Origin of the sequence: Sedimenticola selenatireducens DSM 17993 (assembly GCF_000428045.1) — a bacterium.
GTDB classification, from domain to species: domain Bacteria; phylum Pseudomonadota; class Gammaproteobacteria; order Chromatiales; family Chromatiaceae; genus Sedimenticola; species Sedimenticola selenatireducens.
This window is the reverse complement of the sequence record NZ_ATZE01000002.1, coordinates 54,311-79,910: the sequence shown is the minus strand read 5'-3', so window position 1 is coordinate 79,910 and position 25,600 is coordinate 54,311. Positions and strand designations below refer to the sequence as shown.

The following is a 25,600-nucleotide window of genomic DNA, read 5'->3' as shown; positions in this document are numbered from 1 at the left end:
ATGCATGCTGATCGGGCGCGTATGGAAGTGCCTCAATAATCCTCATCCAGCTGATCCAGGATATTCCGCGCCACCTTGGCCTGTTCAGGACCGGCTTCTCCCAGGATCTCATAGAGCAATCCGCGGGCCTTGACCTGCTCATTCTGATCGCGCAGCTCCTGAACGCGCCGCAGTTTCTCCTCGATCACCTCGTCATACATTCCTTCGTCATCGGACTCACCCAGGTCGCCGCCCGCTTCCTCTTCAGCCTCGAGGGCATCAAACTCGTCCACGACGGCATCGAACTCGTCCTCAAGCTCTTGTTCCGTCATCGGCCTGAACCGTTCCGGGTCCAGTGGCTGGTCATCCATGTCGAAAGCGGGATCGCTGACAAAAGCCGGTGCGGCCGCCGCCGGGCCTGATTTCTCCGGCGTGTCATTGGATGCGTCATCCGCGGAGGAGTCATCATCCCGGTCTGCCACCTGTTCACGCCGCTCCTTGTCGCGCTTGACCATGCGCGAGAAGAAGACGCCGATCTCGAACAGCACCCACATCGGCAATGCCAGCAAGGTCTGGGAGATAACGTCCGGCGGGGTCAGCAGCATGCCGATGCAGAAGGCACCGACAATGATATAGGGCCGTTTCTGCACCAGACTTTCCGGCGTGGTCATGCCCATGGAGACCAGAATAATCGTGGCGATCGGCACCTCAAAGGCGATACCGAAGGCAAAAAACAGGCTGAGGACAAAATCGAGATACTTGGCGATGTCGGTCGCCATGACCACACCCTCGGGCGTGGTGCTGGCCATGAACGCGAACACCAGCGGGAAGACTACGAAATAGGCGAACAAGACCCCAATGTAGAACAGAAGCGCACTGGAGGCCACCAGTGGAATCATCAGCCGCTTTTCATGCTTATAGAGCCCCGGAGCGATAAAGGACCAGAGCTGGTAGAGGATGAACGGCATGCCGATAAAGATCGACGACATCAGGGTCAGTTTGAACGGGGTCAGGAAGGGCGATGCCACCTCGGTGGCGATCATGGAGGAACCTTCCGGCAGATGGGCCATCAGCGGTCCGGCCACCAGCTGATAGATGTCGTTACTGAAATAAAACAACGAGGCGAAGATTACACCGACGGCTATCACCGCCCGCAGCAGCCGATCACGCAGCTCCAGCAGGTGGGAAACAAAGGGTTGTTCTTTCAGGGCATCGAACCCTTCATTATTTGTCGTCATGGGGTTGGTTGCGGCTATTTCGGGGAATCACCGGGCTTATCCGATGCGGCATCCACATCCGCGGATTTCTGCTCCATCTCACGGACCGACTTGTTGGCTTCCTGGGTAAAATCGCGCAGGGTTTCGCTGGTCTCTTCCACAATCTCTTCCAGCGGATTGAGCTGCTTTTTCTGCTCTTCGAGGATCTCTTTCAGCTCCTCGGCCTTGATCTCCTTGTCGATTTCGTTTTTCACCTGCTGCAGCACTTTCCGGCCCTTGCCCAGCCATTTGCCGGCGGTATAGGCCAGTTTCGGCAGACGTTCCGGCCCGACCACCACCAGCGCCACCAGCGCGATGATTCCCAACTCCCAGAAGCCGATATCAAACATAGTTCAAAAAACCTGACAGTCAGTTTGCAGGGTGGGCAGATCAGGTGTTTTTGGAATCGGAGGAGTTTTCCTTTTTGGTCACCTCGCCTTCAATGATCTTCTCCTCGTCGGCCTGCTCCAGTCGCGCGCTGTCATCACCCTTTTTTTCGTCCTTCATGGCGCCCTTGAAGCCCTTGACCGCATTACCCAGATCAGAACCGATATTTTTGAGCCGCTTGGTGCCAAACAGCAGCAGGACAATTACCAGAACAATCAACAGCTGCCAGATACTGATTCCGCCAAAACCCATACTCTTCTCCACATCAAAAACAACGGTCTGATTCGGATCGAACTCACGACCTACTGAAACAATCGACTGACCGACGAAGCCTGATCCGTCGGGAGATCATGATAATAACTGAAAAAAACCTCAGGCGCAGGGTTTTTAACTGCCGTATCACTTGCCCCGCCGGGCCTTCTCCTCCAGACCGGAGAGGCCGAATCTGCGATCCAGCTCATCCAGTACATCCTGGGGTTTCAGCCCCTGGTGGGCCAGCAGGACCAGGCTGTGAAACCAGAGATCAGCGGTTTCGTAGATGATTTTTTCCCGATCACCATCCTTGGCGGCCATGACTGTTTCGGTAGCCTCTTCGCCAATCTTCTTCAAAATGGCGTCCAGCCCCTTGCTGTATAATTTGGCCACGTAGGATGAATCGGGATCGGCATTCTTGCGCGCCTCCAGTACCTCGGCAAGTCGCTCCAGCGAGTCACTCACAGCCGTACCTCCACACCCTGATCGGCCATGAAACGCTTGGCCTCTTCAATACTGTATTCGGCGAAATGAAAAATACTGGCGGCAAGCACCGCATCGGCCCCGCCCTGCGCCACGCCATCCACCAGATGCTGCAGATTCCCCACGCCGCCAGAGGCGATCACCGGCACGGTCACCGCGTCACTGATGGCCCGGGTCAACTCCAGATCGAAGCCGATTTTGGTACCATCCCGGTCCATACTGGTGAGCAGGATCTCTCCGGCACCGTATTCGACCATCTTGCGCGCCCATTCGATGGCATCCAGCCCGGTAGGTTTGCGGCCGCCATGGGTGAATATCTCCCACTTCGCCGGCTCACCCTCGGCGCTGGTCCGCTTGGCGTCGATCGCCACCACAATGCACTGGGAGCCGAAACGGCTGGTGGCTTCCTTAACGAACTCGGGATTGAATACGGCAGCGGTATTGATCGCCACCTTGTCGGCACCGGCATTGAGCATGCGCCGCACGTCCTCGGTGGTGCGAATGCCGCCGCCCACCGTGAGCGGGATGAACACCTCGCTGGCCACCTGTTCCACCACGTGCACGATGGTCTCACGATCATCGGAGCTGGCGGTGATATCCAGGAAGGTGATCTCGTCGGCCCCTTCACTGTTATAGCGCCGCGCCACTTCCACCGGGTCGCCGGCGTCGCGGATATCGACAAACTTGACGCCTTTCACCACGCGCCCGGCATCCACATCAAGGCAGGGTATGATTCTCTTGGCCAGCATGCTCTCTGATCTCTCTGGTTGTTCCGAACGTTCAGTCGCTCAGACGATCCGCCAGCGCCTGGCCCGCGGCAAAGTCGAGGGTGCCCTCGTAGATGGCGCGACCGGTAATGGCACCCATGATGTTACGGGTGTCGGCCTGGCACAGCGCCTCGATATCGCCAATATCGGTTATGCCGCCGGAGGCCACGATGGGGATATTGACCGCATTGGCCAGGGCGGCAGTGGCCTCCACATTGGGTCCGGTCAGCATGCCGTCACGGCCGATATCGGTATAGACGATGGCGGAGACCCCGTCCTGTTCAAAGCGGCGCGACAGTTCGGTCACCTCCTGATCGGTTACGGTGGCCCAGCCGTCGATCGCCACCATGCCCTCCTTGGCGTCCAGGCCGACTATCACATGGCCTGGGAAGGCGGCGCAGGCACGGCCGACAAAGGCCGGCTCCTTAACCGCCTGGGTACCGATAATGACAAAATCAACCCCGGCATCCAGGTAGGCCTGGATAGTCTGCTCATCACGGATACCACCACCCACCTGGATCGGCAGATCGGGATAGGCCTTGGCAATGGCCCGGATCACGCCGCCGTTGACCGGCTCACCGGCAAAGGCGCCGTTCAGATCCACCAGATGCAGCCGACGCGCACCCGCCTCGACCCAGCGCCCGGCCACTTCGACCGGATCATCGGAGAAGATGGTCTCGTCATCCATGCGGCCCTGGCGCAGCCGGACACAGCGGCCATCCTTCAGATCAATTGCGGGTATCAGTAACACGTTCAGTACCTATATCAAAGTCAATAGCAACGAGGGTTGCTTTCAGAGTTCCCAGTTGACGAAATTGCGCAGCAGCCGCAGGCCGGCATCGGCGCTCTTCTCCGGGTGGAACTGGGTGGCAAACAAGTTGTCCCGGGCGATCACGCTGGTGAACGGGATACCGTAGTCGGTGGTTCCCGCCACCAGATCCGGCTCTTCCGGGTCAACATAATAACTGTGCACAAAGTAGAACCGGGTCTGATCCTCGATACCTTCCCAGAGTGGATGCGCCCTGGTCTGGCTGACCCGGTTCCAGCCCATCTGGGGGATCTTCAGGCGGAGTCCCTGGGCATCCCTGGACTCGGGAAAGTGCCTGACCTGTCCAGGGAAAAGGCCCATCAGCCGGGTGCCCTGATTCTCTTCGCTGAAACTCATCAGCACCTGCATGCCCATGCATATGCCAAGAAACGGTTTGCGTTGGGCCGCCTCCAGCACCGCACGGTTCAGGTGGTGGTTAGAGATCGCCGCCATGCAATCGCGGGCCGCGCCCTGCCCCGGAAAAACCACCCGGTCGGCTCGCAGAATCAGTTCCGGATCATCGGTCACCTGTATCCGGTCATCCGCCCCCGCTACATGCTCGATCGCCTTGGAGACAGAGCGCAGATTACCCATGCCATAATCAATGACTGCAATGGTTTTCGACATAACTTCAAACTGCCAGAGAGTAGAGGATTAAAGGCTGCCCTTGGTGGAGGGGATCACCCCGGCCATCCGCGGATCGGGTTCCAGCGCCATGCGCAGCGCCCGGCCAAACGCCTTGAACAAGGTCTCGGCGATGTGGTGGCTGTTGCGACCACGCAGATTATCCATGTGCAGGGTCACCCCGGCGTGGTTGACGAATCCCTGAAAGAATTCGTAAAACAGATCGGTATCAAACGCGCCGATCATGGCGCGCGGAAAGGCCACATCGAACTCCAGGCCAGGCCGGCCGGAAAAATCGAGCACCACCCGGCTCAAGGCCTCGTCCAGCGGGACATAGGCGTGGCCATAGCGGCGAATACCCTTTTTATCACCCACCGCCCGGGCAACCGCCTGTCCGATCGCAATGCCAATATCCTCGGCCGTGTGGTGCCCATCGATGTGCAGATCACCCTCGGCGTTGATCTCAAGATCAATCAGGCCATGACGAGCCACCTGATCCAGCATGTGTTCGAGGAACGGCATGCCGGTATCCAGGCGCGATTCGCCAGTACCGTCCAGGTTCAGGCTGACCCGGATGCGGGTCTCCAGGGTATTACGTTCGATCTCAGCTTGACGCTGCATGGGTCGACTCCAGCGGGTTCAATAATCGTCCTAGGTCGGACTCGTGCTGCCGGACACGACGTCCGACTGCATCACCAGGCCCAATAGGCCATTCTATGGGAAATGCCTGATTTGTCCAAGGATGGACTTATGCCGCGAAGGCACCCCCCACCCGGGTAGGAGCGGCGCCCCTCCGCGAATTCGGCCCGGGGGCGGGCCTCCTACAGGTCAGGCCCCGCCCAGCGGGTCCGGCGTGACCAGGTGTCGTAGGCAACCCACCCCGCTGGGGTAGGAGCGGNGCCCCCGCCGCGAATTCGGCCCGGGGTGGGTCTCCTACAGGTCAGGCCCCGCTCGTGCGCCCAGCGTGAAGATGTGTCGAAGGCACCCGTGTAGGAGCGGCGCCCTCGCCGCGAATTCAGCCCGGGGGCGGGCCTCCTGCCGCACAGCCCACCGCTCGCGCCCCAGACAGTTCACACCTGCAACCAGAAGGTGACCGGACCATCGTTGATCAGGCTCACCTGCATGTCCGCACCAAATTGACCAAAACCGACCGGCGCATATCCCGACGCCGCCTGCCGACACAGATAATCGAACAGCTGCGCGCCGATTTCCGCTGGGGCCGCTGTGGAAAAACCGGGGCGGGTCCCCTTTTGTGTATCGGCTGCCAGGGTGAATTGAGGAACCAGCAGCAGTCCGCCGCCGATATCTCTCAGATTCAGATTCATCCGCCCCTCGGCATCCGGAAACACCCGGTAACCGAGCAGCCGCTCCAGCAATCTGTCCGCCTGTCGCTCGCTGTCCCCGGGTTCAACACCCACCAGCACCAACAGACCGCGGTCAATCTGTGCGACCCGGTGGCCGGCAATATCCACATGGGCCGTTGAGACTCGCTGCAGCAGACCGATCAAGCTCATCCTCCTCTCTTCTTTTTGTTTAGGCAGCTCCGCGATTGCGGACATTGCAAGGGTGTAATCAGCATCCTTCAGATTATTCCTACACGGCACCCGGATTCAGCGCACAGCATCTCCCCGGGAACGGTGGCAATCTATAGCTGTCGCCAAATTATGGATGCCAACGGATAGGCAAAACACTTCACGGATGATTCCACGGACGGGAACCCTTTGCCAACCAAGCCCGGCGACATGCCCCGACAGCAGGGAAGGCTGCCGGGGTTTTTTATTGGCCCCGTCCCGGCGGCGTGTTGCATGGGAACGGTACATTATCAGACACGGATTTACCCGCGATTTTCCTCGCTGAAGCCGCTCCCGCAGACTTGTTTCCCCGACCAAATCAATACCAACATCTTATCGGGACAGAGCCCGTCCATTGGAATCCTCAGTCCGAACTGGTCTCCCGGGACGCCCGCTTCCGTTCATGCTCCTTCAGATGACGCTTACGGATGCGGATGGCGCTGGGAGTCACCTCAACCAACTCATCATTTTCGATGAACTCCAACGCCTGCTCCAGCGAAAAGCGTACCGGCGGGGTCAGGATGATGTTCTCGTCACTGCCGGCGGCACGGATATTGGTCAACTGTTTGCCCTTCAGCGGATTGACCGTCAGGTCGTTGGCCCGCGAGTGGATGCCAATCACCTGCCCCTCATAGACCGCCATGCCGTGCTCAATGAACAGGCGCCCGCGCTCCTGCAGATTGAACAGGGCATAACCCAGCGCCTTGCCGGTGGAGTTGGCGATCATGACGCCGTTATTGCGCGGCGCGATACCGCCGTGCTGGGCCGGACCGTAATGGTCAAACACGTGATAGATCAGGCCGGAGCCGGAGGTGAGGGTCATAAACTCGGTCTGGAAACCGATCAGGCCGCGTGACGGGATGATGTAGTCCAGGCGCACGCGTCCCTTGCCGTCCGGCACCATGTCCTGCAGGTCGCCCTTGCGGCTGCCCAGGGCCTCCATGATGCCGCCCTGATCCTCCTCTTCCACGTCCACGGTGAGCTGCTCGTAGGGTTCGCAAACCTCGCCATCCACCTCGCGGAAAATCACTTCGGGACGGGAGACCGCCAGTTCGTAGCCTTCGCGGCGCATGGTCTCCAGCAGGATGGAGAGATGCAGTTCGCCACGGCCGGAGACACGGAATTTTTCCGGGTCGGTGCCCTCTTCCACCCGCAACGCCACATTGTGGATCAGTTCGCGTTCCAGCCGCTCCTTCAACTGCCTTGAGGTGAGGTATTTGCCCTCCTTGCCGGCGAAGGGCGAGGTGTTGACCTGGAAGGTCATGCTCACCGTCGGTTCGTCCACGGTCAGGGGCGGCATGATCTGCGGGTGCTCGGGATCACACAGGGTATCGGATACATTCGGTGCGGCAATTCCCGACAAGGCGACAATATCGCCGGCCGAAGCACTCTCTACCTCAACCCGTTCCAGACCCAGGAAACCAAACACCTTGCCGATCTTTTCCCTGCGCTGATCACCGTCACGGGAAATCAGGGTGATCGGCATATTGCGCCGCACCGTACCGCGGGTAATGCGGCCGACCGCTATCGCACCCACGTAACTGTTGTAGGCCAGGGTCGAAACCTGCATCTGAAACGGCGCATCAGGATCCACGTCCGGGGCACTGCAATTGTTGACGATGGCCTCGAACAGCGGGGTCATATCCCCTTCCCTGGCGCCGCTGTCACTGCTGGCATAGCCGTTGATGGCGGAGGCGTAGATAATCGGGAAATCAAGCTGCTCATCGGTGGCGCCGAGGCGATCGAACAGCTCAAAGGTCTGATCAATCACCCAGTCCGGACGGGCGCCTTCGCGGTCGATTTTGTTGACCACCACAATCGGTTTCAGGCCATGCTGGAACGCCTTCTGGGTGACGAAACGGGTCTGGGGCATCGGCCCCTCCACCGCATCCACCAGCAACAGCACGGAGTCCACCATGGAGAGCACCCGTTCAACTTCGCCACCAAAGTCGGCGTGTCCCGGGGTGTCGACAATATTGATCCGGTAGTCATTCCAGGTGATCGAGGTATTCTTGGAGAGGATGGTGATCCCCCGCTCCTTCTCCAGGTCATTGGAGTCCATCAGCCGCTCCAGTGGCCCAAACCGATCGCCAAGTGTGCCCGACTGCTGCAGGAGCTTGTCGACCAGGGTGGTTTTTCCATGATCGACGTGGGCGATGATGGCGATATTACGTAACTGTTTCATGTGCGGGACCGCGAACCAAGGTAGATTAAAGGCGGCGCATTATATACAACTTCATGATGGCTGGCTCATCTATCCTCTGTATGCGCCCATTTTTCTTCGGTTCGCATTAAGTGTCAGTAAGTTAGAAAAGATTTATAAGGGATAGCTTGCAACAAAAGTGACATCCGCTTGTCACAAAAGCGCTTTGTCGGTTACTCACAGAACCTGTGGATAACTTTGTGGACAAATTCCGGGAAACCGGCTTAAAGCCGCAAGAATGCTATTGTCAGGTTAGATTGATAATTTTTCATACAGTTTATTATCTATAACAATTACAATGACTTACAAATTATGTATAAAAAATCAGTTCACCTGTTGACATCATTTTTTAACTAAGTTAAAGGCACCGAAACAATGTGCATAACAGTGACGCAAACTGACTAAAGGCAAAAAAATTTGTGATCTTCGACTTGGACAGACCGCGGTCTATCTGAAAGAATGCCTGAAAAAATCTACCATCCACATTGAGGTACGCGTGAAAAAATTCCTGACTCTTTTGGCACTGCTGAGTGCGATAGCAAATCTGCAGGCCGAGTCCCGTTACGTTACGGATCAGTTCAAGGTCACCTTGCGCTCTGGAGAGAGCGCCACCCATAAAATCACGCGCATGCTGCCCAGCGGCTATCAGGTAGAGCTGATCAGCAGCAACCCGGACAACGGCTACTCCCTGGTAAAAACCCAGGACGGCACCACCGGCTATATTCTGACCCGGCAGCTGATGCCGATTCCGAGTGCCCGGGATCGCCTGGTCGCGGCAGAGGCAAAGCTGGCCGAGCTGCAGGAGGCTCCCGGACTGCTGAGTGCAAAATTGAGCAAACTGCAGGACGACTACAAGGCCCTCTCCGGCCAGCACCAGAAGCTGCAACAGGAGAAACAGGCGCTGGACGATGAACTGCAATCCATCAAGCGCACTGCCGCCAATGCCGTACGCATCTCCAACGAACGTAATGATTTACGCAAACAGGTAGCCACCCTGACCCGGGAAGCGGAGGAGTTGAAACAGACCAATCGCGAACTGGGCAATGACAGCGCCCAGCGCTGGTTTCTGATCGGTGGTGGGGTGGTGGTTGGCGGTATTATTCTGGGACTGATCCTGCCGAGTCTGCGGGTGCGCAAACGCAAAAGCTCCTGGGGTTCGCTCTAGGGGAACGACCCTCAGGCGACCTGGCCCGACCCTGGCCAATGCCGGCGCCCACGGGGCGCCCTATGGCGTGTACAGCGCAAGGTTGGAACCATAGGGCGGCCGCGCCCACCCTATGGATCGGTATTTAAAAACGCCCCTTGATGTGCATACACAGAGGCAGGTCTCAGCGCTTCAACTGACTGAGATCCCGTACCGCCCCGCGGGCGGCACTGGTGGTCAGGGCGGCATAGGCGCGCAGCGCCTGGGAGACCACCCGCTCACGGTTAACCGGCTGCCAGGCCTGCTCCCCTTTCGCCTCCATGAGTGCCCGGCGATCTGCCAAGACTTCATCGCTGACCACCAGATTAATGGTCCGGCCGGGGATATCGATTTCGATCCGGTCCCCTTCCTGCACCAGCCCGATGGTGCCCCCCTCGGCCGCCTCGGGTGAACAGTGGCCGATAGAGAGCCCGGATGTGCCGCCGGAGAAGCGACCGTCGGTGATCAGGGCACACGCCTTGCCCAGGCCCTTGGATTTCAGATAGCTGGTGGGGTAGAGCATCTCCTGCATACCGGGACCGCCCTTGGGCCCTTCGTAGCGGATCAACACCACATCGCCGGCCTGGATCTGATCATGCAGGATGGCGTCCACCGCTGCCTCCTGGCTCTCGAAGATACGTGCCGGACCACTGAATTTGAGAATCGACTCGTCGACGCTGGCGGTCTTGACGATGCAACCCGCCTCGGCCAGGTTGCCGTAGAGCACCGCCAGTCCGCCATCCTGACTGTAGGCGTGTTCGATATCGCGGATACAACCACCCTGACGGTCCAGATCCAGATCGGGCCAGCGGGTCGACTGGCTGAAGGCGGTCTGGCTGGGAATGCCCGCCGGACCCGCCAGATAACGACTGCAGGCGGTCTCGTCCCGACTGCGGCCGATGTCCCATTTTTCAATCGCCTGGCCCAGCGTGCCGCTGTGCACGCTGCCGGCGTCGGCATGAATCAGGCCACCCTTCTCCAGTTCGCCCAGGATGCTGATTACCCCACCGGCGCGATGCACATCCTCCATGTGATACTGCTGGGTGGAGGGAGCCACCTTGCTCAGGTGCGGCACCTTGCGCGACAGCCGGTCGATGTCTGCCATGGTGAAATCCACTTCCGCCTCATGGGCCGCCGCCAGCAGGTGCAGCACCGTGTTGGTGGAGCCGCCCATGGCGATATCCAGGCACATGGCGTTCTCGAACGCCGCGAAATTGGCGATGGAACGAGGCAGCACCCCTACCTCGTCCTGTTCGTAATAGCGCCGGGAGATGTCCACCACCAGCCGCCCCGCCTCCAGGAACAGTTCACGGCGATCCTCGTGGGTGGCCAGCAGGGAGCCGTTGCCCGGCAGGCTCAGGCCCAGCGCCTCGGTCAGACAGTTCATGGAGTTGGCGGTAAACATGCCGGAACAGGAGCCGCAGGTGGGACAGGCGGAGCGCTCGATGGCGGCCACGTCCTCATCGGACTCGCTGTCATCCACCGCCATCACCATGGCGTCCACCAGATCCAGCTTCAGATCCTTGCCATGCAATCGGGTCTTACCCGATTCCATCGGACCACCGGAGACAAACACCGCCGGGATATTCAGCCGCAGCGCGGCCATCAGCATCCCCGGGGTGATCTTGTCGCAGTTGGAGATGCAGACCATGGCGTCGGCGCAGTGGGCGTTGACCATGTACTCCACCGAGTCGGCGATGATATCCCGCGAGGGCAGCGAGTAGAGCATGCCGCCGTGGCCCATGGCGATACCGTCATCCACCGCGATGGTGTTGAACTCCTTGGCCACGCCACCGGCCTTTTCAATCTCGCGCGCCACCAGTTGCCCCATGTCCTTGAGGTGGACATGCCCCGGCACGAACTGGGTGAAGGAGTTGACCACGGCAATGATCGGCTTGTCGAAATCCCCGTCGGTCATTCCGGTGGCGCGCCACAGGGCGCGGGCGCCAGCCATGTTGCGTCCATGGGTGGTGGTACGGGAACGGTATTGGGGCATGTTCTTCTCCAGCGTCGCGAAATCAACAATTAATTATCTAATTATCCACCATTTGGACCTTTGCAGCACCCCTCGCAGACTAGGGGTTATAAGAGATACGGTAAACCACTCCGGCATGATCATCCGACACCAGCAGTGATCCATCCGGCATCACCAGCAGATCCACCGGCCGGCCAGTCACCCCATCCGGGCTGAGCCAGCCCTCGGCGAACGGGGTATAGGAGGTGACCTGATCGCCCTCGATGCGCGCCAGTCCGATGCGATAGCCGTCCGGGACGGTGCGATTCCAGGAGCCGTGCTCGGCGATAAACAGCTGCCCCTGGTAGTCGGCCGGGAACTGCTCCCCGGTATAGAAGCGCACCCCCAGCGCGGCCACATGGGCGCCCAGCTTCAGCGCCGGCGGCATAAACTGGTCACAGGGGCGCTCACGCCCGTACAGCGGGTCGGGGATTTCGCCGGCATGACAATAGGGGTAGCCGAAGTGCATACCGGATTCCGGGGCACGATTTAGCTCATCCGGCGGCAAATCATCCCCCAGCCAGTCCCGACCATTGTCACTGAACCAGAGCACAGCGCTGCCCGGCTGCCAGTCAAAACCGACTGAATTGCGCACCCCGGCCGCCATCACCTCCCGTTCGCTGCCATCCGCCTGCATGCGCACAATAGTGCCAAAACCCGGTTCGTCACAGATATTGCACGGGGCGCCGATGGCTACGTAGAGCCGTTCATCGGGGCCAAACGCCAGGTAACGCCAGCCGTGGTGAGTCTCTGTTGGCAGGCGGGCCAGCACTGCCGGTTCGGGCGGCCGCTCCAACTGCTGCTCGATCCGATCATAACGGACGATACGGTGATTCTCCGCGACATAGAGTGCTCCCTGGCGGAAGGCGATGCCGTTGGGCATGCGCAGCCCATTGAGCAGAACCCGTGGCGGGTCGAAACGGCCATCGCCGTCCCGGTCCGTCACCGCATAGACCCGCCCCGAGCGACGGGTACCGATAAACAGGGTCCCCTGATCTCCCAGCGCCATGGAGCGGGCATTTGTCACGTCATCGACGGCGATCTCAATCCTAAACCCGGCCGGTAACCGAATATCCGACAAATCCGCCGCCCGGATCCAGCCACACCAGAACAGCATCGGCAAAGCCACTACTATCAGTCGCATAACTCTGATCCCGGTATCAGTCATAATTAATTAGCATAGTCGATTCCCTTTCCGGCGAAAATTTAGGACTATAATCCAAACCACGACTTGAGCACTGTTCATCACTATGACCACAAAAAGCGAACGCACCCAACAGCGCATCATTGATGCCGCCAACCAGCTTTTCTACCGCAAGGGCTACAACCGCACCTCCTTCACCGATGTGGTGGATGAAGCGGAGGTACCGCGGGGAAATATCTACTACTATTTCAAGACCAAGGAGGAGATGCTGCGGGCGGTGATCAAGCACCGCATGGAGACCACCACGCTGATGCTGTCGGAGTGGGAGAAGAGCATCAAAAACCCGCTTGATCGGCTGGAGCGGTTCGTGCAGATCATGTATGACAGCACTCCGGCCCTGCTCCGTTCCGGTTGTCCGATGGGATCCCTCAATGTGGAATTGGCAAAAGACCAGCCGGAACTGAAGAGTGACGCCAAACAGTTGTTTGACCTGTTTCAGCAGTGGCTGGCCAAACAGTTTGCCCAGATGGGTTATCCGGAGGAGGCGCGGGAACTTTCCCTGGAGCTGCTGGCCAGAGGCCAGGGGATCATTGTGATCGCCCAGGTATATCAGGACCCCGGGTTTCTCGAGCGCGGCACCAAGGAGATCAACCGCTGGCTGGAGAATCTCGACCGCTACGCATGAGCGCCGGGGACACTTGGTGGATGCGCCACCGCTTCTCCACCCTACAGGCCTCCCGTACTGATATAACAAACCCCTATTAATCCATCAGACCCCCAAGAGGATCTATGTCCACACCCGCCCTGATTCCGATGATCGAACAGCTGATCGCCGCCCCCTCGGTCAGCAGTATCAGCCCCCAGTGGGACCAGTCCAATGAGCAGGTGATCCAGCATCTGGCCGACTGGTGCCGCAGCGCGGGATTTCAGGTGGAGGTGCTGCCGATCCCGGGTCATGCCAGCAAGTTCAACCTGGTGGCGAGCGCCGGCAAAGGGCCGGGCGGGCTGGTCCTGTCCGGTCATACCGACACGGTCCCTTATGATGAGCAACGCTGGCAGAGCGACCCGTTCCGGCTGGTGGAACGGGACAACCGGCTCTATGGCCTCGGCACCTCGGACATGAAAGCGTTCTTCGCCCTGGTGCTGGAGGCGGTAAGGGGGCTGGATCTGAGCCAATTGAAGCAACCCCTGACGCTGCTGGCCACGGCGGATGAAGAGAGCAACATGTGCGGCGCCCAGTCCCTGCTCGAGACCAACCGCCGGCTCGGCCGCTACGCAGTGATCGGCGAACCGACCGGACTCAAGCCGGTACGCATGCACAAGGGCATCAGCATGGAGATCATCCGTCTGCACGGGCGCTCCGGCCACTCAAGCAATCCGGCGCTCGGGGTAAACGCGCTGGAGGGAATGTATCGGGTGATCGGGGATATCCTGGCCTGGCGTGATGAACTGCAGGCGCGTCATAAAAACCCGCTGTTTGAGGTGGAGGTGCCGACTCTCAACCTGGGACATATCCACGGTGGTGACAATCCCAACCGCATCTGCGCCAGCTGCGAGCTGCAGATCGATCTGCGGCCGCTGCCGGGCATGGTATTGCAGGATCTGCATGACGAGCTGGCACAGCGTCTGGAACGGCTGATGTCGGGCAGCGAACTGCGCCTGGAGATCATCACCCCCTTCCCTGGTATCCCGTCCATGGAGACCGCCGCCGACAGCGAGATTGTGCGCACTGCCGAACAGCTTACCGGCCACACCGCGTCATCCGTCGCCTTCGGTACCGAGGCGCCCTATCTGCAGCAGCTGGGCATGGAGACCCTGATTCTGGGACCGGGCGATATCGATCAGGCGCATCAGCCCAACGAATTTATCGGTTTGGAGCGCATCCAGCCGATGGTCGGCCTGTTGCAGGGACTGATCCGCAGCTTCTGTCTTTGATAGTCTGATCGGGGAGCGTTTCGTTAGCCGTGAATAAACGCAAATGGACGTGAATAGTGCATTGAAGGTGCGGATTTATCCGCCACTCACTCCCCGGTCATGGCATACGGCAGCTTAAGACGCGACCCGGGAAGCAAGGCATAGCGGTCAAACCAACCCCGGTTCATCTCCAGTGCATACAGGGTTCCCGGTGGCGAATGATACAATTGCTCGCCACCATCCGGTTGCATCGACATCACCGACCGCAAAACACCATGGCGATCAAAAAAACCCACGTCCAGTGGTAGCCGGGTATTGAGCATCCACAGGCTCACCTCCTGCGGCTCGGGAAAAATCATCAGCATCCCCTCATCCCTGCCAAGCAATTGACGGTACATCAGGCCGCGCTGACGCTGCCTGGGGGTGGCGGCCACTTCCACCCGGGCGTTGATGTTGTTTACCTGAACAGTCACCCGGCGGGACTCCAGGCAACCCACCAGCGAGAGAATGGTAAACAGCAGCAATAGCAAGTAGCTTGATTTGTTCTGCTTCAGCACTGCGCTTTCTGTCTTTTCAAATAGACAATAACCGGTTAACGGCTGATTGTAGTATTCGACGATGTTTGAGGACAATCATGAAGCCTGTTGGTGCCAGTCCCTGCCGGTCATGACGCTGCCTGGGCCATAACCTTATCCGCCACCCGATGCAGGGCGGCAACGGTGGGGGTGACCAGGGGATTATTGCTCGCACCGGGATAGACCACGTAAGCCGGCAACTGGAAGCTCGGCGCCCCGTCTACCCGGTACAGTCGCCCCTGCAGGATAAGATCCTGCACCAGGCGACGCGGGAAATAGCCCGATCCCCCATCTGTGAGGATCAGTTGCAACCCCAGCCAACTGATACCAACAATGAGACGGGGGCTGCTCAACTCCGGCAAACTGCCGCTTAACTGGGTCAGAAATTCGGGTCCCCAGTCCACATGTACGTAGCAGTCCGGATCGGGCACTTGCGCGGCCTGCCCCCGACTGGTGACCAGCACCAGCTCCTCTTCCAGCAGACGCTCAACCTGGAGTGTCGGTCGGTTTTGCGGGGTATACATGATGCCGATATCCAGGCTGCCATCCACCAGCGCCTGCATCAACCCCTCCTCGAAACCGATCTGTGCCCGGATCTGAATATCGGATCGCTCCGCGCGCATGTTCTCCAGCAGACGCAGCAGCAGCCCGTCCCACAGGCCAAAGCGCCCGCCAATGGTCAAGGAGCCATTGAATTCCCGGGCCACACCGATCTCGTGCCTGGCACGCTCGAGGGTCTGGACCATATTGGCGGCATAACGGAGAAACCGCCTGCCACTGGGAGTCAACACGGCACCAGCCTTGTTGCGGACGAAGAGATCGCAACCGAGATACTCCTCCAGGGTACGGATTCTACGACTCACGGCCGCCTGGGTGACATGCAGGGTTTTCGCGGCCCGGATAAAACTTCCGGTATCCACCACTTTTAGAAAGGTACGTGCAAATTCAATATCCATCGAGTCACCACCGAAAGCGTCCGCCGAATATAATATAACAATATTTAATATTAACGTTGATTATTTATCGTTTGTGTAATCAAAAACCCTGGGATAGGGTGGATCCGTAGGACAAACTCACGAAATGGGAGGATACGTACTAATCCTGCAGGATACCCCCTCCCTTGCCTTTCCCGGTCAATTCATGCAGCGGGGCACTGACACTGATGAAGCATCTGCTCGAATTACTCAAGTGGGATCACCTGCGTTTTTCGGCGCTGCTAAACTACCTGATAGGTATTGTTGACGGCGTGGAACAGGACAACGAACCGGATTATGCCGAACTCATCGAGTTGATCACCTACCTGAAACCTGGCCTGAAGGGCCGCCACCAGGCGGAAGAGCAGGCGCTGTGGCAGACGCTTTTACAATACGCCGGCCCGAGAGGGCAGATAGTGACCGAATTGGAGGCAATCCATCAATCGGTGATTGACAGTGGCGAGGCGCTGGAAAACGACATCCGTACGGCACAAGAGGGTAGCTGGCTTTCTCCCGACCGACTGCGGCAACTTACCGACGACTTTGTCCGGGCGTTCCGGGAACAGATGGAGATTGAAGAGCAGAGCCTTTTTCCACTGGTGGAGTCGGTCATTCCCGACATCGAGTGGTGCGGTGATACCACCTCGGTGAACGACAGGGGCAAACCGCTCCCGAGCAAGATTGACTGGCAATTCTAATGCTCACCGCCCCACAGGCCGCGGTCTGCCCCAGCAATTTGATCACCAGCCCCGGGGAGCTTCACTGATCTGGCAATGCTGAAACAACACCGTGCAAGGGGAGCAGAAACAGACGCTGAGTCCGCGAGGATGACAGCATATTGAAATCGACACAGACAGGAGCACCAAACCATGTCTCACAAATCTCCCCCGCTCGCTTCAAGACACTCCCCCCGTACAGCTGAAGCTCGCCTGCAATCACTGTTTAGTGGTTATGACGGTTTCGGCATGATTATCTATTTCTGGGCTCTGATCGGTTCCTTTATTGCCGCCATCACGCTCATTGCGGCCGGCTTCGCTTTCTGGAACTGGTGGGTGCTATTCCTCGGCCTGCTCGCCGTACGCAGCTATGCCTACCTGGGCAAAATCGGACAAGACCTGATGGACAAGATCTCGCCGTACGATGGCTAGGAGTCTGCCGGGGGTTGCGTCTCCGTCACGCTTTCGTGGGGCGGGCATCCTCCAAACCCACTTTACAGTGCGGGCCGTGCCCGCCTTCCGATCGGTGAAATGATTCCCGGCGCCCACGGGGCGCCCCATGACCAGGCATCGGGTCACAGCATCAGCCGATCAAGCAGCCAGCAACGTAACCTGATAGATCAGGCAATGCCTGATTATCTCGGGTTAAGCGCTCGAATTATTCCGTAATGCAGTTTACATTAAGGGCTCAGGCCAGACTTGGACCTTCACCCTGAATGTTGGCGCTAACGGGAACAGTACGCGTGGCAAATAATAGAAAAAACAAGCATGACCCTTTCGTCGATTGGTTTCGCAACTCATCACCCTATATTCATGCCCACCGGGGCAAGACGGTGGTCATCCTGTTCGGCGGCGAGGCGGTAGCCGAGGAGAGCTTCGCCGATCTGATTCATGACATCTCCCTGATGCACGGACTCGGCATCAAGCTGGTGCTGGTGCACGGTGCACGTCCGCAGATTGAAGAGCGGCTCGGGCTGCACCAGACTGAAATGCAATACATCAACGGTCTGCGCGTCACCGATGAGGCGGCGCTGGCCTGCGTCAAGGACGCCACCGGCGCGGTGCGGGTCGAGATTGAAGCACGCCTCTCCATGGGACTGGCCAACTCACCCATGGCGGGGGTGCATATCCGGGTGGTCTCCGGCAACTTCGTCACTGCGCAACCGATCGGCATCCGCAACGGGATAGATTACGGCCACACCGGCATGGTGCGGCGTATCGACGCCGACGCGATCCAGCGCGTGGTGGATGCGGGCGCCATCGCCCTGGTGCCATCACTGGGCTATTCACCCACCGGCGAGGTGTTCAATCTCGGCGCAGCCGACGTGGCCAGTGCCGTGGCCATTGCCCTTGGTGCCGACAAACTGATTATGCTGATCGAAGGCAAGGGGGTCACCGACACCCGGGGGAAAGTACTGACCAATGTGATACCACGGGAGGTGGAGTCGATAATGCAGCGGCGCAGAAGCCTGCCGGAGGAGCTGGTGCAGCAGTTGAACTGCGCGGTAAAAGCGTGCCGGGGCGGAGTCAAACGGACCCACTTGATCGGACGCCAGATGGATGGCGCCCTGCTCAAGGAGCTGTTCACCCGTGATGGTGTCGGCACCCTGCTGACCGCCGAACCCTATGAAGAGATTCGCGGCGCGCGCATCGACGACATCGGCGGCATTCTGGAGCTGCTCGGGCCACTGGAGACCAACGGCACCCTGGTACGCCGTTCACGGGATCTGCTGGAAACCGAAATTGAGCGCTTCACCGTGGTGGAGCTGGATGGCACCATTATCGGCTGCGCCTCCCTGCATCCCTATGTGGAGGAGCGGATCGGCGAACTGGCCGGTGTCGCGGTGCATCCGGCTTACCGCAACAGCGGGCGCGGCGACGCCCTGCTCGCCCACATGGAGAGGCGGGCGCTGAGTGCCGGCATCAACCGGCTGTTCGTGCTTACCACCCAGACGGCACACTGGTTCCGGGAGCGGGGATTCGTTCCGACCCAGGTCAATACCCTGCCGATGGCCAAGCAGCAGCTGTATAACTATCAGCGCAATTCCAAAGTATTCATCAAGGGACTGTGACCGGTATGGCTCACGGTTCCAGGACGGCTGTACTGACGGCCATTGTCTCCAACACCATTGTCACGGTGATCAAGTTTATCGCCGCCCTGATCAGTGGCTCGGCAGCCATGATGAACGAGGCGGTCCACTCCCTGATGGATACCCTCAACCAGGGATTCCTGTTGATCGGATTGCGTGAAGGAGAGCGACCCGCTGATCAGTTCTATGCCTTCGGTCATGGCCAGAAAAAGTATCTCTGGAATCTCTGGAGCGCCATCGGCCTGTTCTCCATCGGCTCCGGCCTGGGTCTTGCCCACGCCTGGCACTCCTGGCACGATCTTGGGCAGAACACAGCAGCCGAGCCGGTCACCATCCTCGACCTGACGCTGAACCCGCTCTGGGTCAATCTGACCGTGCTGGCCATCGCCTTTCTACTCGAAGGTTACTCCTTTCTGGTGGCTCTCAAGGCTTTTCTGCAAAAGATGCGTCTCACCAAAGTCACCAATCCATTCCGCTTTCTACTCCTGGCAGACGATCCGACCCTGGTGGCAGTGGTGCTGGAGGACTCAGTCGCCATGCTCGGACTGGCGTTCGCCGCGCTGGGAGTCGGCCTCACCGCGCTCACCGGCAACGGCATCTGGGACGTGGGTTTCTCCGCCCTGATCGCGGCCATGCTGGGCATGATCGCCTTCTATCTCGGTTACACCAACATGCGCTTCCTGGCGGACATGCGTGACAATGAGGCGGAGGCGCTGTTTCTGAATATCGTTGCCGCACATCACCAGGTGGAGCGCTGCCATGATCTGCGCTCTATCATCATTGACGAGACGCATACTATCCTGGTCGCCGAGGTGGAACTGCGCGAGGAGGCCGTGGTGCCGGGTCTGCATGAGCGCATCCAGACCGAGCGTGAGGCGATTCTGAGCCAGCTACCTGCGAAACGCAGGGACGATGCCAGGCTGCACTGCTATGCCGCAGCAAGGGCGGCCGTTATTGTCAGCCTGAAACGGACTGAAGAGATCATTGATGAGCTGGAAGCAAACATCAGGCAGCGGCTGCCACGGGTCAGCCATATCACCCTGGAAGTCGAAGGCATCAGCCAGCCCGGCAATCTGCCCGACGAGCCCCCTCCCTGAGCATCACCCCTGGCCTGACACTCTGTAGAGACCCTCCTGTCCGACAGACAGGCCGCTCAACCCAATACCTTCCCAACAGTCGGGACAAAAGCGCAAATCATGACCAGTGAAAACGAAACATCTCCATCCCAGACCCCGTTACTGGACCAGATCATTGCCGATCTGGAGACCGGCCGTCAGGAGGCGCTGACCCAGACCCTGCTCGCCACCCACCCGGCGGAGGTGGCCAGCCTGCTCGAATCCCTGCCGCCCGAGCAGCGCAGTGATCTGTGGGAAGCGGTCCCCGTGGCACAGGAGAGCGAGGTACTCTCGTTTCTGCACGATGAGGCACGCACCACCATTGTCGATGAAATGGACCCGGGTGAGCTGGTGGCGGCCGCCGGATCGATGGCACCGGAAGATCTGGCCGAGTTCATTGACGAACTCCCCGAGGACCTGACCAGCAACCTGCTGCTGGCACTGGACACAGACCACCGGAAACGTCTCGACAGCGTACTCAATTACGAGGAGGGAAGTGCCGGACGGCTCATGAGCACCGACGTCATCAGTGTGCGCAAGGATGTCACTATTGCCGTGGTGATGCGCTGGTTGAGGCGGCACGAGTCCCTGCCACCCCACACAGACAGCCTGATGGTGATCGATGACGAGGGTGACTATCTCGGCAAGCTGGATGTTTCGGATGTATTGACCAGCAACCCCGCCACCCTGGTCGAGGCGGTGATGCAACCGGAGGCTGTCACCGTCCGCGCCGATCTCAGCGAGCATGATGTGGCCACCCTGTTCGAGCGGCGCGACCTGATCTCGGTGGCGGTACTGGACACCAGCGGCAAACTGCTGGGGCGCATCACCATCGACGATATCGTCGATGTCATCCGTGAAGAGTCCGACCGCACCCTGCTGCGCAGTGCCGGCCTGAATGAAGAGGAGGACATGTACGCACCGGTGCTGCCCAGCGCCCGCCGCCGTGGCCTGTGGCTGGGCATCAATCTGATTACCGTGTTTGCCGCCGCCTGGGTCATCGGCCGTTTTGAGGAGGCGCTGGACCAGATCGTGGCCCTGGCCGTGTTGATGCCAATCGTGGCCAGCATGGGGGGCATCGCCGGCAGCCAGACCCTGACCCTGACCATACGCGGCCTGGCGCTGAACCAGATCGCCAGTGCCAACGTGCGCTGGCTGACCATCAAGGAGCTGCTGGTGGGCGCCGTCAACGGCGTGGTCTGGGCGCTGGTGGTCTCCCTGGTCACCTATCTCTGGTTTGGCGAACCGGGTATCGCCATCATCATCGGCACAGCCCTGATACTCAATCTGCTGGCGGCAGCCCTTTCCGGTATCGCCATCCCACTGCTATTGAACCGCTGGGGCATCGACCCGGCACTGTCGGGCGCGGTAATCCTCACCACCGTTACCGATATCATCGGCTTCCTCAGCTTCCTTGGCTTGGCCACACTGTTTCTGATCTGACCACCGACCGGCGCGAATAACGCCACACCCGGCCATCCTTTGGCTCTGGCATCCTCGACAACCAGTTCCCGACGTTGTCTACCACCGCCATCCCTGGCGGCGTGCTTCGTTCTACATCCACCATCCCTGGAGTCGTGGCCTACGCGGTATAAGTCCGTCCCCAGGCAAAAAAACGGGCTACCGGATTGCTCCGGTAACCCATCAGGTACTACTTCCTTAACGCTATTTATTATTTCTAGGGCTAGGCCTGCAAGGCGTGGCCTGACTCTCTGCGATTTGCCACCACCTGGCCGCGCATTACCGTGATAAGGAGCACGCCACCCAGCAGCAGCAGGGTAGAAGGCTCCGGCACCTCGTTGGATGGCCCGGTGCCACCGACGCTGGCCAACTTGAAGAAATCATTACCGTAGTAATTGGTATTACTGGTGCCACCCAGGTTCGGGTTCAGCGCACTGATCAGCCAGTAACTGGAAGAGACCTCCGCGGGATTCACCGCGGTAGTAGCGGTGCCGGGGTTGTAGTAACTGCCGATGGTGGACCAGCCGTTGCTGGCCAAATCACCGTACCCCATGGCACTCAGATTGGAGCTGCCGCCACCCGTATAGGCGCTCATGGAGAAATCGGAATCGCCACTGACCCAGCCAAACTTCACCTGATCCAGGGTAACCGCGGTACCGCCGAAATAGAGCAAAATGGAATCAATACGGTACTGGTTGTCGGTTGCATGTTCGGGGCTGCCCTGATTCACGTCGTCCGGGCTGGTGACACCTAAGCCACCTGAATATCTGTAGATGCTTCGCTTCACCAAGTCACCGCTGCCGTAGTTGCTGGAAGTATTGGAAGCGGAAACGGAATTCGACCAGGCGGTGGCCGTGACGCTGGGAGCCCCGCCGCTACCACTGAATGTCATGCCGGAACTGTTTCCAGTGTATGAACCGGTAAAGCTCCAGGACCAGTCTGCCGCCGCACCGCCTGATAGCAGCAGGGCCAGAATTCCGGGGATTAAGATTGCCGTGACTTTCTTGCTATTTTTCATATATGCAACCCTGGCAGTAATTTTATTATTCGTACGGTCTTGGTGGCCGTTACAAACCTTTGCAGATAAACCTCAGCAATATACATACCAAAATTAATTACGCTTACTACTCAAATAGTTACATCAGCAATTTTTATTTAATCAGGTCGGAATGTAAAAAAATCCGACACTAATTCCCGGTTGACAACTGCTCCAGCAAGGACTTTGCCTGGACCAGATCGGCAAACTCATCACCTGATCCAACCAACTCCTGCAACTCCTGTCGGGCTTCATCCTTGCGTCCCAGCGCAACCAGCGCGGCAGCGATATGAAACCGAATACCCTTGTTTGAAGCCTCCCTGAGGCTGGCATTGCGCAGATAGCGCAGGCCCTCGGCGGGCTTGCCTGTTGTAACCAGTATCCAGCCGAGGGTGTCGTTGATGGCGGGATTCTCCGGCGCCAGTTCCTGCGCCGTGCGCGCCAGGGCCAAGGCGCCGTCCTGACCCTGCCTGAAGCGGATCATCGAGAGATTGTTAAACACCTCAGGATCCTTGCTGTCGGCATTGATCAGCGCCTCGTAGACCACCTCCGCCGCACGCAGATCACCAAGACGCAGGTACCCTTCAGCCAGCGCCTTTTTTAATGGATGGCGATCACGCTCCCCGGGAATCGCCTCTATTTTTCCCTCCAGAAGTTTCACTCCGGTCTGTACATCGCCGGCGAACAGATAAGCCTGGTAGAGCCGCAGCACAGCATCCTGCGTACCCTCCATTTCCATAGCTTTTTTGTAACCGGCAATGGCCATGGCGAACTCACCCCGCAGCATGGCCAGTTCGGCCTGTAAACGATAACCGTCCGGTTCGTTCGGATGAAAACGCATGAGCTGGCTAATGATCTTTTCAGCCGGCTCGGGTTTCCCCGATGCAAGCTGGACTTCGGCCAGGGCGACCTGGGCCGGCACAGAACGGGGGTTATCTTCCAGCACTTTCATCAGTGCCCAGGCGGCTCCTTCCAGATCCCCTGCCACGCGCAACAAACCGGCGGCATCCAGCAGCACCGGCGCATTATAGCCTGCCGCATTGGACATGCGCCGAAACTGGGTTCTCGCCATGTCACGGTTATTCTGGGCCAGATGACTGAGCCCGATCAGACGCATCACCTGAATGTCATCCGGAAACAGACGCTCAAGCGTCTGTATATGCTGATTGAGTTCATTGACCATACCCAATTTGATATAGAGTTCACCCAGGTAAAGGTTGTTTGTAACCGATTGCTCATCCAGCGCAACTGCCTTGAGTATCAGCTCAACCGCCACCTCCGGTCTGCCGGCGGCCTCCTCGAGCCTGGCCTCTTCACGCATGACCAGTGTGTTTCCCGGGTGATTCGCCCTGGCCTTTTCGATGCGGTTTCTGGCCTGCTTCATCCTGCCTGCGGCCAGGTCGATCTTGACCAGATTTAACTCCGCACCAAGAAATTTTTCATCTTGCTTCAGTATCTGTTCAAGGTGAGCGGTAGCAGCCGGTATCTCCCCGGCCGCAATCTCAGCCGATGCCAGCAGGTTCACCAGTGTCAAATCTTGCGGGTTGCGTTCACTGAGAAGTTTGGCAATTTTGACTGCCTGGGCATTTTCGTTACGCCTGAGATGCTCCAGGACCAGGGTTACCCCGGCCAATCGCGCCTCCTCTGTTGCAGCGAACACCTCACTCAACTGTTCCACCCCGGCTTCGCTCTGCCCCTGAGCCAGATAGCCCAGGGCGATTTGGGTGCGAGCCTCCACCGCATCACCACCCTGCTTTACCGCCCGATCCAGCAGCTCGATCGCCCGCAGGTACCGCCCCTGTTTCATGTACGCCGTTCCCAGCATGGTCAGCAATCTATAGTCATTCGGTATCTCATCGAGTGCCGGTTTGAGTACCCGGATCACCCTGTCGTACTGACCTCTGTCAAACAAAATGGAACCCATCAGCTTGCGTGCTCCTGGATTCCCCGGAGCCCGCCTGACATAAAGCTCCAGGCCGGCATAGGCCTCATCCATCTTGTTCAGGCTGTAATCGATCAGGCTCGATAACAGCAGGGTCTCCAGATGCGCCTGTTTCACATCGGTGGGAAGTTTGGCCATGATGCCGTCGGCCTCCAGCATCGCCTCCCTGGATGCCGATGCATCGCCGAGACGGGAGTGGGCCACTCCACGCAGATAGGCGACCTGGGGATCAAAGGCTTGTTCCTTGCCGATCTTATCCAGCACCTCCAGCGCCAGGCCATACTTACCCATATCCATGTAGGTGCCGGCCATGGAGACCTGGACCTTGTAATTGTCCGGGTTCAATTCCAGCGCCTTGCGATATGCGTTGATCGCCGCATCAAATTGATGCCGCGCATGGGCAACCGAGCCCTTGGTGTGCCACACACCGGAGTCCTGCGGCCCCAGATCCATCGCCTGCCGCAAGATCCCGTCTATGGCGTTGAAGTCACCTTTTCGCAGAAGCACATTGACCAGCCCCAATAGCGGGCTGGTCGCGGCCGGATTGAATGTTGCAGCCTTTCTGAAGGCCTGCTCCGCAGGATCAATCTCACCCAGCTCCAGGTAGGCGCCCCCCCGGATTGTCATGATCTCCGCATTCAGATCCGGGGAAAATTCACCCTCATGGATCTCATCCAGAATCTGCCGGTACTTTCTCTGTTGCCGATAGGCTTGCCCCAGGGGTATCGAGACAAGCGCCCGATCAGCCCCCAGCCGCAAGGCCGTATCCAGCTCCCGCTCAGCCAGGGCACCTTCACCCTGTTGCAGGTATGCCCGTCCCAGCAGCAGGTGTGCCGCCAGGAATTCCGGATCATCCCGCAGCGCATTCTTCAGATGGATAACTGCCGTTGCCAACTCCTTTTGCTGGAACTTGATCAACGCCTCCTCATACAGGGAGGCAATACCCTGCTGCTCTACAACGGCCATTGCAGATCCGCCATACCCCACACCCAGCAGGCAAACCATGCCGGCAGCCTTGAAAAATTGTTTTGTATTCATGATTTGCAAAGTATCGCCATCCCGATGACTCGATTAACCGCCCTGATTTGTTCTGACAGCCGATTGAT

24 protein-coding genes are annotated in these 25,600 nt (G+C 58.8%); 8 read left to right on the top strand and 16 right to left on the bottom strand.

The window, feature by feature from the left end:
• Positions 1-32: 32 nt before the first annotated feature.
• The 10 genes from tatC to typA form a co-directional block, all read right to left on the bottom strand.
• Entirely contained in the window at positions 33-1,217 is a 1,185-nt protein-coding gene (tatC, locus tag A3GO_RS0102175; RefSeq protein ID WP_029132006.1) for a twin-arginine translocase subunit TatC, read from the bottom strand.
• A 14-nt stretch (positions 1,218-1,231) separates the two neighbouring features.
• Positions 1,232-1,585: a Sec-independent protein translocase protein TatB gene (gene tatB, locus A3GO_RS22175; protein WP_051301753.1), complete on the bottom strand. Its 354-nt coding sequence runs from the start codon at positions 1,583-1,585 to the stop codon at positions 1,232-1,234.
• Between the two features lie 40 nt (positions 1,586-1,625).
• Positions 1,626-1,874 carry a Sec-independent protein translocase subunit TatA gene (gene tatA, locus A3GO_RS0102165; protein WP_029132005.1) on the bottom strand — a complete coding sequence of 83 codons (249 nt, stop codon included), beginning with the start codon at positions 1,872-1,874 and terminating at the stop codon, positions 1,626-1,628.
• Between the two features lie 147 nt (positions 1,875-2,021).
• Complete coding sequence (locus A3GO_RS0102160; RefSeq protein WP_029132004.1) at positions 2,022-2,339, bottom strand: phosphoribosyl-ATP diphosphatase; 318 nt, start codon at positions 2,337-2,339, stop codon at positions 2,022-2,024.
• A complete protein-coding gene (gene hisF / locus A3GO_RS0102155; RefSeq protein WP_029132003.1) occupies positions 2,336-3,106 on the bottom strand; it encodes an imidazole glycerol phosphate synthase subunit HisF in 771 nt (256 codons plus the stop codon). Before hisF ends, A3GO_RS0102160 begins: the two co-directional genes overlap by 4 nt.
• Positions 3,107-3,137: 31 nt before the next feature.
• Complete coding sequence (gene hisA, locus A3GO_RS0102150) at positions 3,138-3,875, bottom strand: 1-(5-phosphoribosyl)-5-[(5-phosphoribosylamino)methylideneamino]imidazole-4-carboxamide isomerase (protein WP_029132002.1); 738 nt, start codon at positions 3,873-3,875, stop codon at positions 3,138-3,140.
• Positions 3,876-3,917: 42 nt separating this feature from the next.
• Positions 3,918-4,559: an imidazole glycerol phosphate synthase subunit HisH gene (gene hisH, locus A3GO_RS0102145; RefSeq protein WP_029132001.1), complete on the bottom strand. Its 642-nt coding sequence runs from the start codon at positions 4,557-4,559 to the stop codon at positions 3,918-3,920.
• 27 nt (positions 4,560-4,586) lie between these two features.
• Positions 4,587-5,177 carry an imidazoleglycerol-phosphate dehydratase HisB gene (hisB, locus tag A3GO_RS0102140; protein WP_029132000.1) on the bottom strand — a complete coding sequence of 197 codons (591 nt, stop codon included), beginning with the start codon at positions 5,175-5,177 and terminating at the stop codon, positions 4,587-4,589.
• A 449-nt stretch (positions 5,178-5,626) separates the two neighbouring features.
• Positions 5,627-6,064, bottom strand: a complete 438-nt coding sequence (gene dtd / locus A3GO_RS0102135) for a D-aminoacyl-tRNA deacylase (protein WP_029131999.1) — start codon at positions 6,062-6,064, stop codon at positions 5,627-5,629.
• Between the two features lie 427 nt (positions 6,065-6,491).
• Positions 6,492-8,312, bottom strand: a complete 1,821-nt coding sequence (gene typA, locus A3GO_RS0102130) for a translational GTPase TypA (protein WP_029131998.1) — start codon at positions 8,310-8,312, stop codon at positions 6,492-6,494.
• A 514-nt stretch (positions 8,313-8,826) separates the two neighbouring features.
• Here typA and A3GO_RS0102125 point away from each other — a divergent pair.
• On the top strand, positions 8,827-9,495 hold the full coding sequence (locus A3GO_RS0102125; protein WP_029131997.1) for a TIGR04211 family SH3 domain-containing protein: 669 nt from the start codon (positions 8,827-8,829) through the stop codon (positions 9,493-9,495).
• A gap of 163 nt (positions 9,496-9,658) precedes the next feature.
• Here the strand turns inward: A3GO_RS0102125 and ilvD are convergent, their stop codons facing one another.
• Positions 9,659-11,509, bottom strand: a complete 1,851-nt coding sequence (gene ilvD / locus A3GO_RS0102120; RefSeq protein WP_029131996.1) for a dihydroxy-acid dehydratase — start codon at positions 11,507-11,509, stop codon at positions 9,659-9,661.
• 79 nt (positions 11,510-11,588) lie between these two features.
• Positions 11,589-12,671: a PQQ-dependent sugar dehydrogenase gene (locus A3GO_RS0102115; RefSeq protein WP_084609711.1), complete on the bottom strand. Its 1,083-nt coding sequence runs from the start codon at positions 12,669-12,671 to the stop codon at positions 11,589-11,591.
• Between the two features lie 106 nt (positions 12,672-12,777).
• Between A3GO_RS0102115 and A3GO_RS0102110 the strand changes: the two genes are divergently transcribed.
• Together A3GO_RS0102110 and argE are read left to right on the top strand one after the other, a co-directional pair.
• Positions 12,778-13,356: a TetR/AcrR family transcriptional regulator gene (locus A3GO_RS0102110; RefSeq protein ID WP_037374549.1), complete on the top strand. Its 579-nt coding sequence runs from the start codon at positions 12,778-12,780 to the stop codon at positions 13,354-13,356.
• 104 nt (positions 13,357-13,460) lie between these two features.
• A complete protein-coding gene (gene argE, locus A3GO_RS0102105; RefSeq protein WP_037374548.1) occupies positions 13,461-14,606 on the top strand; it encodes an acetylornithine deacetylase in 1,146 nt (381 codons plus the stop codon).
• An 86-nt stretch (positions 14,607-14,692) separates the two neighbouring features.
• Here the strand turns inward: argE and A3GO_RS0102100 are convergent, their stop codons facing one another.
• Together A3GO_RS0102100 and A3GO_RS0102095 are read right to left on the bottom strand one after the other, a co-directional pair.
• Positions 14,693-15,217 carry a DUF192 domain-containing protein gene (locus A3GO_RS0102100; protein WP_245621643.1) on the bottom strand — a complete coding sequence of 175 codons (525 nt, stop codon included), beginning with the start codon at positions 15,215-15,217 and terminating at the stop codon, positions 14,693-14,695.
• A gap of 32 nt (positions 15,218-15,249) precedes the next feature.
• Complete coding sequence (locus A3GO_RS0102095) at positions 15,250-16,116, bottom strand: LysR family transcriptional regulator (protein ID WP_029131991.1); 867 nt, start codon at positions 16,114-16,116, stop codon at positions 15,250-15,252.
• Between the two features lie 206 nt (positions 16,117-16,322).
• On the opposite strand from A3GO_RS0102095, the gene A3GO_RS0102090 reads away from it, so the two are divergent.
• From A3GO_RS0102090 to mgtE, 5 genes are all read left to right on the top strand, one after another.
• On the top strand, positions 16,323-16,832 hold the full coding sequence (locus A3GO_RS0102090; RefSeq protein ID WP_157606684.1) for a hemerythrin domain-containing protein: 510 nt from the start codon (positions 16,323-16,325) through the stop codon (positions 16,830-16,832).
• A 171-nt stretch (positions 16,833-17,003) separates the two neighbouring features.
• Entirely contained in the window at positions 17,004-17,282 is a 279-nt protein-coding gene (locus A3GO_RS0102085; protein ID WP_157606683.1) for a hypothetical protein, read from the top strand.
• 311 nt (positions 17,283-17,593) lie between these two features.
• Complete coding sequence (gene argA / locus A3GO_RS0102080; protein WP_029131988.1) at positions 17,594-18,922, top strand: amino-acid N-acetyltransferase; 1,329 nt, start codon at positions 17,594-17,596, stop codon at positions 18,920-18,922.
• 5 nt (positions 18,923-18,927) lie between these two features.
• Positions 18,928-20,037, top strand: coding sequence for a cation diffusion facilitator family transporter (locus A3GO_RS0102075; protein ID WP_029131987.1), 1,110 nt, complete (start codon positions 18,928-18,930; stop codon positions 20,035-20,037).
• A 99-nt stretch (positions 20,038-20,136) separates the two neighbouring features.
• Positions 20,137-21,498, top strand: a complete 1,362-nt coding sequence (gene mgtE, locus A3GO_RS0102070; RefSeq protein WP_029131986.1) for a magnesium transporter — start codon at positions 20,137-20,139, stop codon at positions 21,496-21,498.
• A gap of 241 nt (positions 21,499-21,739) precedes the next feature.
• Here mgtE and xdp1 read toward each other — a convergent pair whose 3' ends face one another.
• Positions 21,740-22,534 carry an exosortase-dependent surface protein XDP1 gene (gene xdp1 / locus A3GO_RS25135; RefSeq protein WP_029131985.1) on the bottom strand — a complete coding sequence of 265 codons (795 nt, stop codon included), beginning with the start codon at positions 22,532-22,534 and terminating at the stop codon, positions 21,740-21,742.
• Between the two features lie 169 nt (positions 22,535-22,703).
• Entirely contained in the window at positions 22,704-25,532 is a 2,829-nt protein-coding gene (gene prsT / locus A3GO_RS0102060) for an XrtA/PEP-CTERM system TPR-repeat protein PrsT (protein ID WP_029131984.1), read from the bottom strand.
• Between the last annotated feature and the right edge of the window lie 68 nt (positions 25,533-25,600).

Excerpts from the sequence above, each read along its gene's own strand:
- tatC (WP_029132006.1), bottom strand. The coding sequence starts at position 1,217 with ATGACGACAAATAATGAAGGGTTCGATGCCCTGAAAGAACAACCCTTT.
- tatB (WP_051301753.1), bottom strand. The coding sequence starts at position 1,585 with ATGTTTGATATCGGCTTCTGGGAGTTGGGAATCATCGCGCTGGTGGCG.
- tatA (WP_029132005.1), bottom strand. The coding sequence starts at position 1,874 with ATGGGTTTTGGCGGAATCAGTATCTGGCAGCTGTTGATTGTTCTGGTA.
- hisF (WP_029132003.1), bottom strand. The coding sequence starts at position 3,106 with ATGCTGGCCAAGAGAATCATACCCTGCCTTGATGTGGATGCCGGGCGC.
- hisH (WP_029132001.1), bottom strand. The coding sequence starts at position 4,559 with ATGTCGAAAACCATTGCAGTCATTGATTATGGCATGGGTAATCTGCGC.
- hisB (WP_029132000.1), bottom strand. The coding sequence starts at position 5,177 with ATGCAGCGTCAAGCTGAGATCGAACGTAATACCCTGGAGACCCGCATC.
- typA (WP_029131998.1), bottom strand. The coding sequence starts at position 8,312 with ATGAAACAGTTACGTAATATCGCCATCATCGCCCACGTCGATCATGGA.
- ilvD (WP_029131996.1), bottom strand. The coding sequence starts at position 11,509 with ATGCCCCAATACCGTTCCCGTACCACCACCCATGGACGCAACATGGCT.
- A3GO_RS0102115 (WP_084609711.1), bottom strand. The coding sequence starts at position 12,671 with ATGCGACTGATAGTAGTGGCTTTGCCGATGCTGTTCTGGTGTGGCTGG.
- A3GO_RS0102110 (WP_037374549.1), top strand. The coding sequence starts at position 12,778 with ATGACCACAAAAAGCGAACGCACCCAACAGCGCATCATTGATGCCGCC.
- argE (WP_037374548.1), top strand. The coding sequence starts at position 13,461 with ATGTCCACACCCGCCCTGATTCCGATGATCGAACAGCTGATCGCCGCC.
- A3GO_RS0102095 (WP_029131991.1), bottom strand. The coding sequence starts at position 16,116 with ATGGATATTGAATTTGCACGTACCTTTCTAAAAGTGGTGGATACCGGA.
- A3GO_RS0102090 (WP_157606684.1), top strand. The coding sequence starts at position 16,323 with ATGAAGCATCTGCTCGAATTACTCAAGTGGGATCACCTGCGTTTTTCG.
- A3GO_RS0102085 (WP_157606683.1), top strand. The coding sequence starts at position 17,004 with ATGTCTCACAAATCTCCCCCGCTCGCTTCAAGACACTCCCCCCGTACA.
- A3GO_RS0102075 (WP_029131987.1), top strand. The coding sequence starts at position 18,928 with ATGGCTCACGGTTCCAGGACGGCTGTACTGACGGCCATTGTCTCCAAC.
- mgtE (WP_029131986.1), top strand. The coding sequence starts at position 20,137 with ATGACCAGTGAAAACGAAACATCTCCATCCCAGACCCCGTTACTGGAC.
- xdp1 (WP_029131985.1), bottom strand. The coding sequence starts at position 22,534 with ATGAAAAATAGCAAGAAAGTCACGGCAATCTTAATCCCCGGAATTCTG.
- prsT (WP_029131984.1), bottom strand. The coding sequence starts at position 25,532 with ATGAATACAAAACAATTTTTCAAGGCTGCCGGCATGGTTTGCCTGCTG.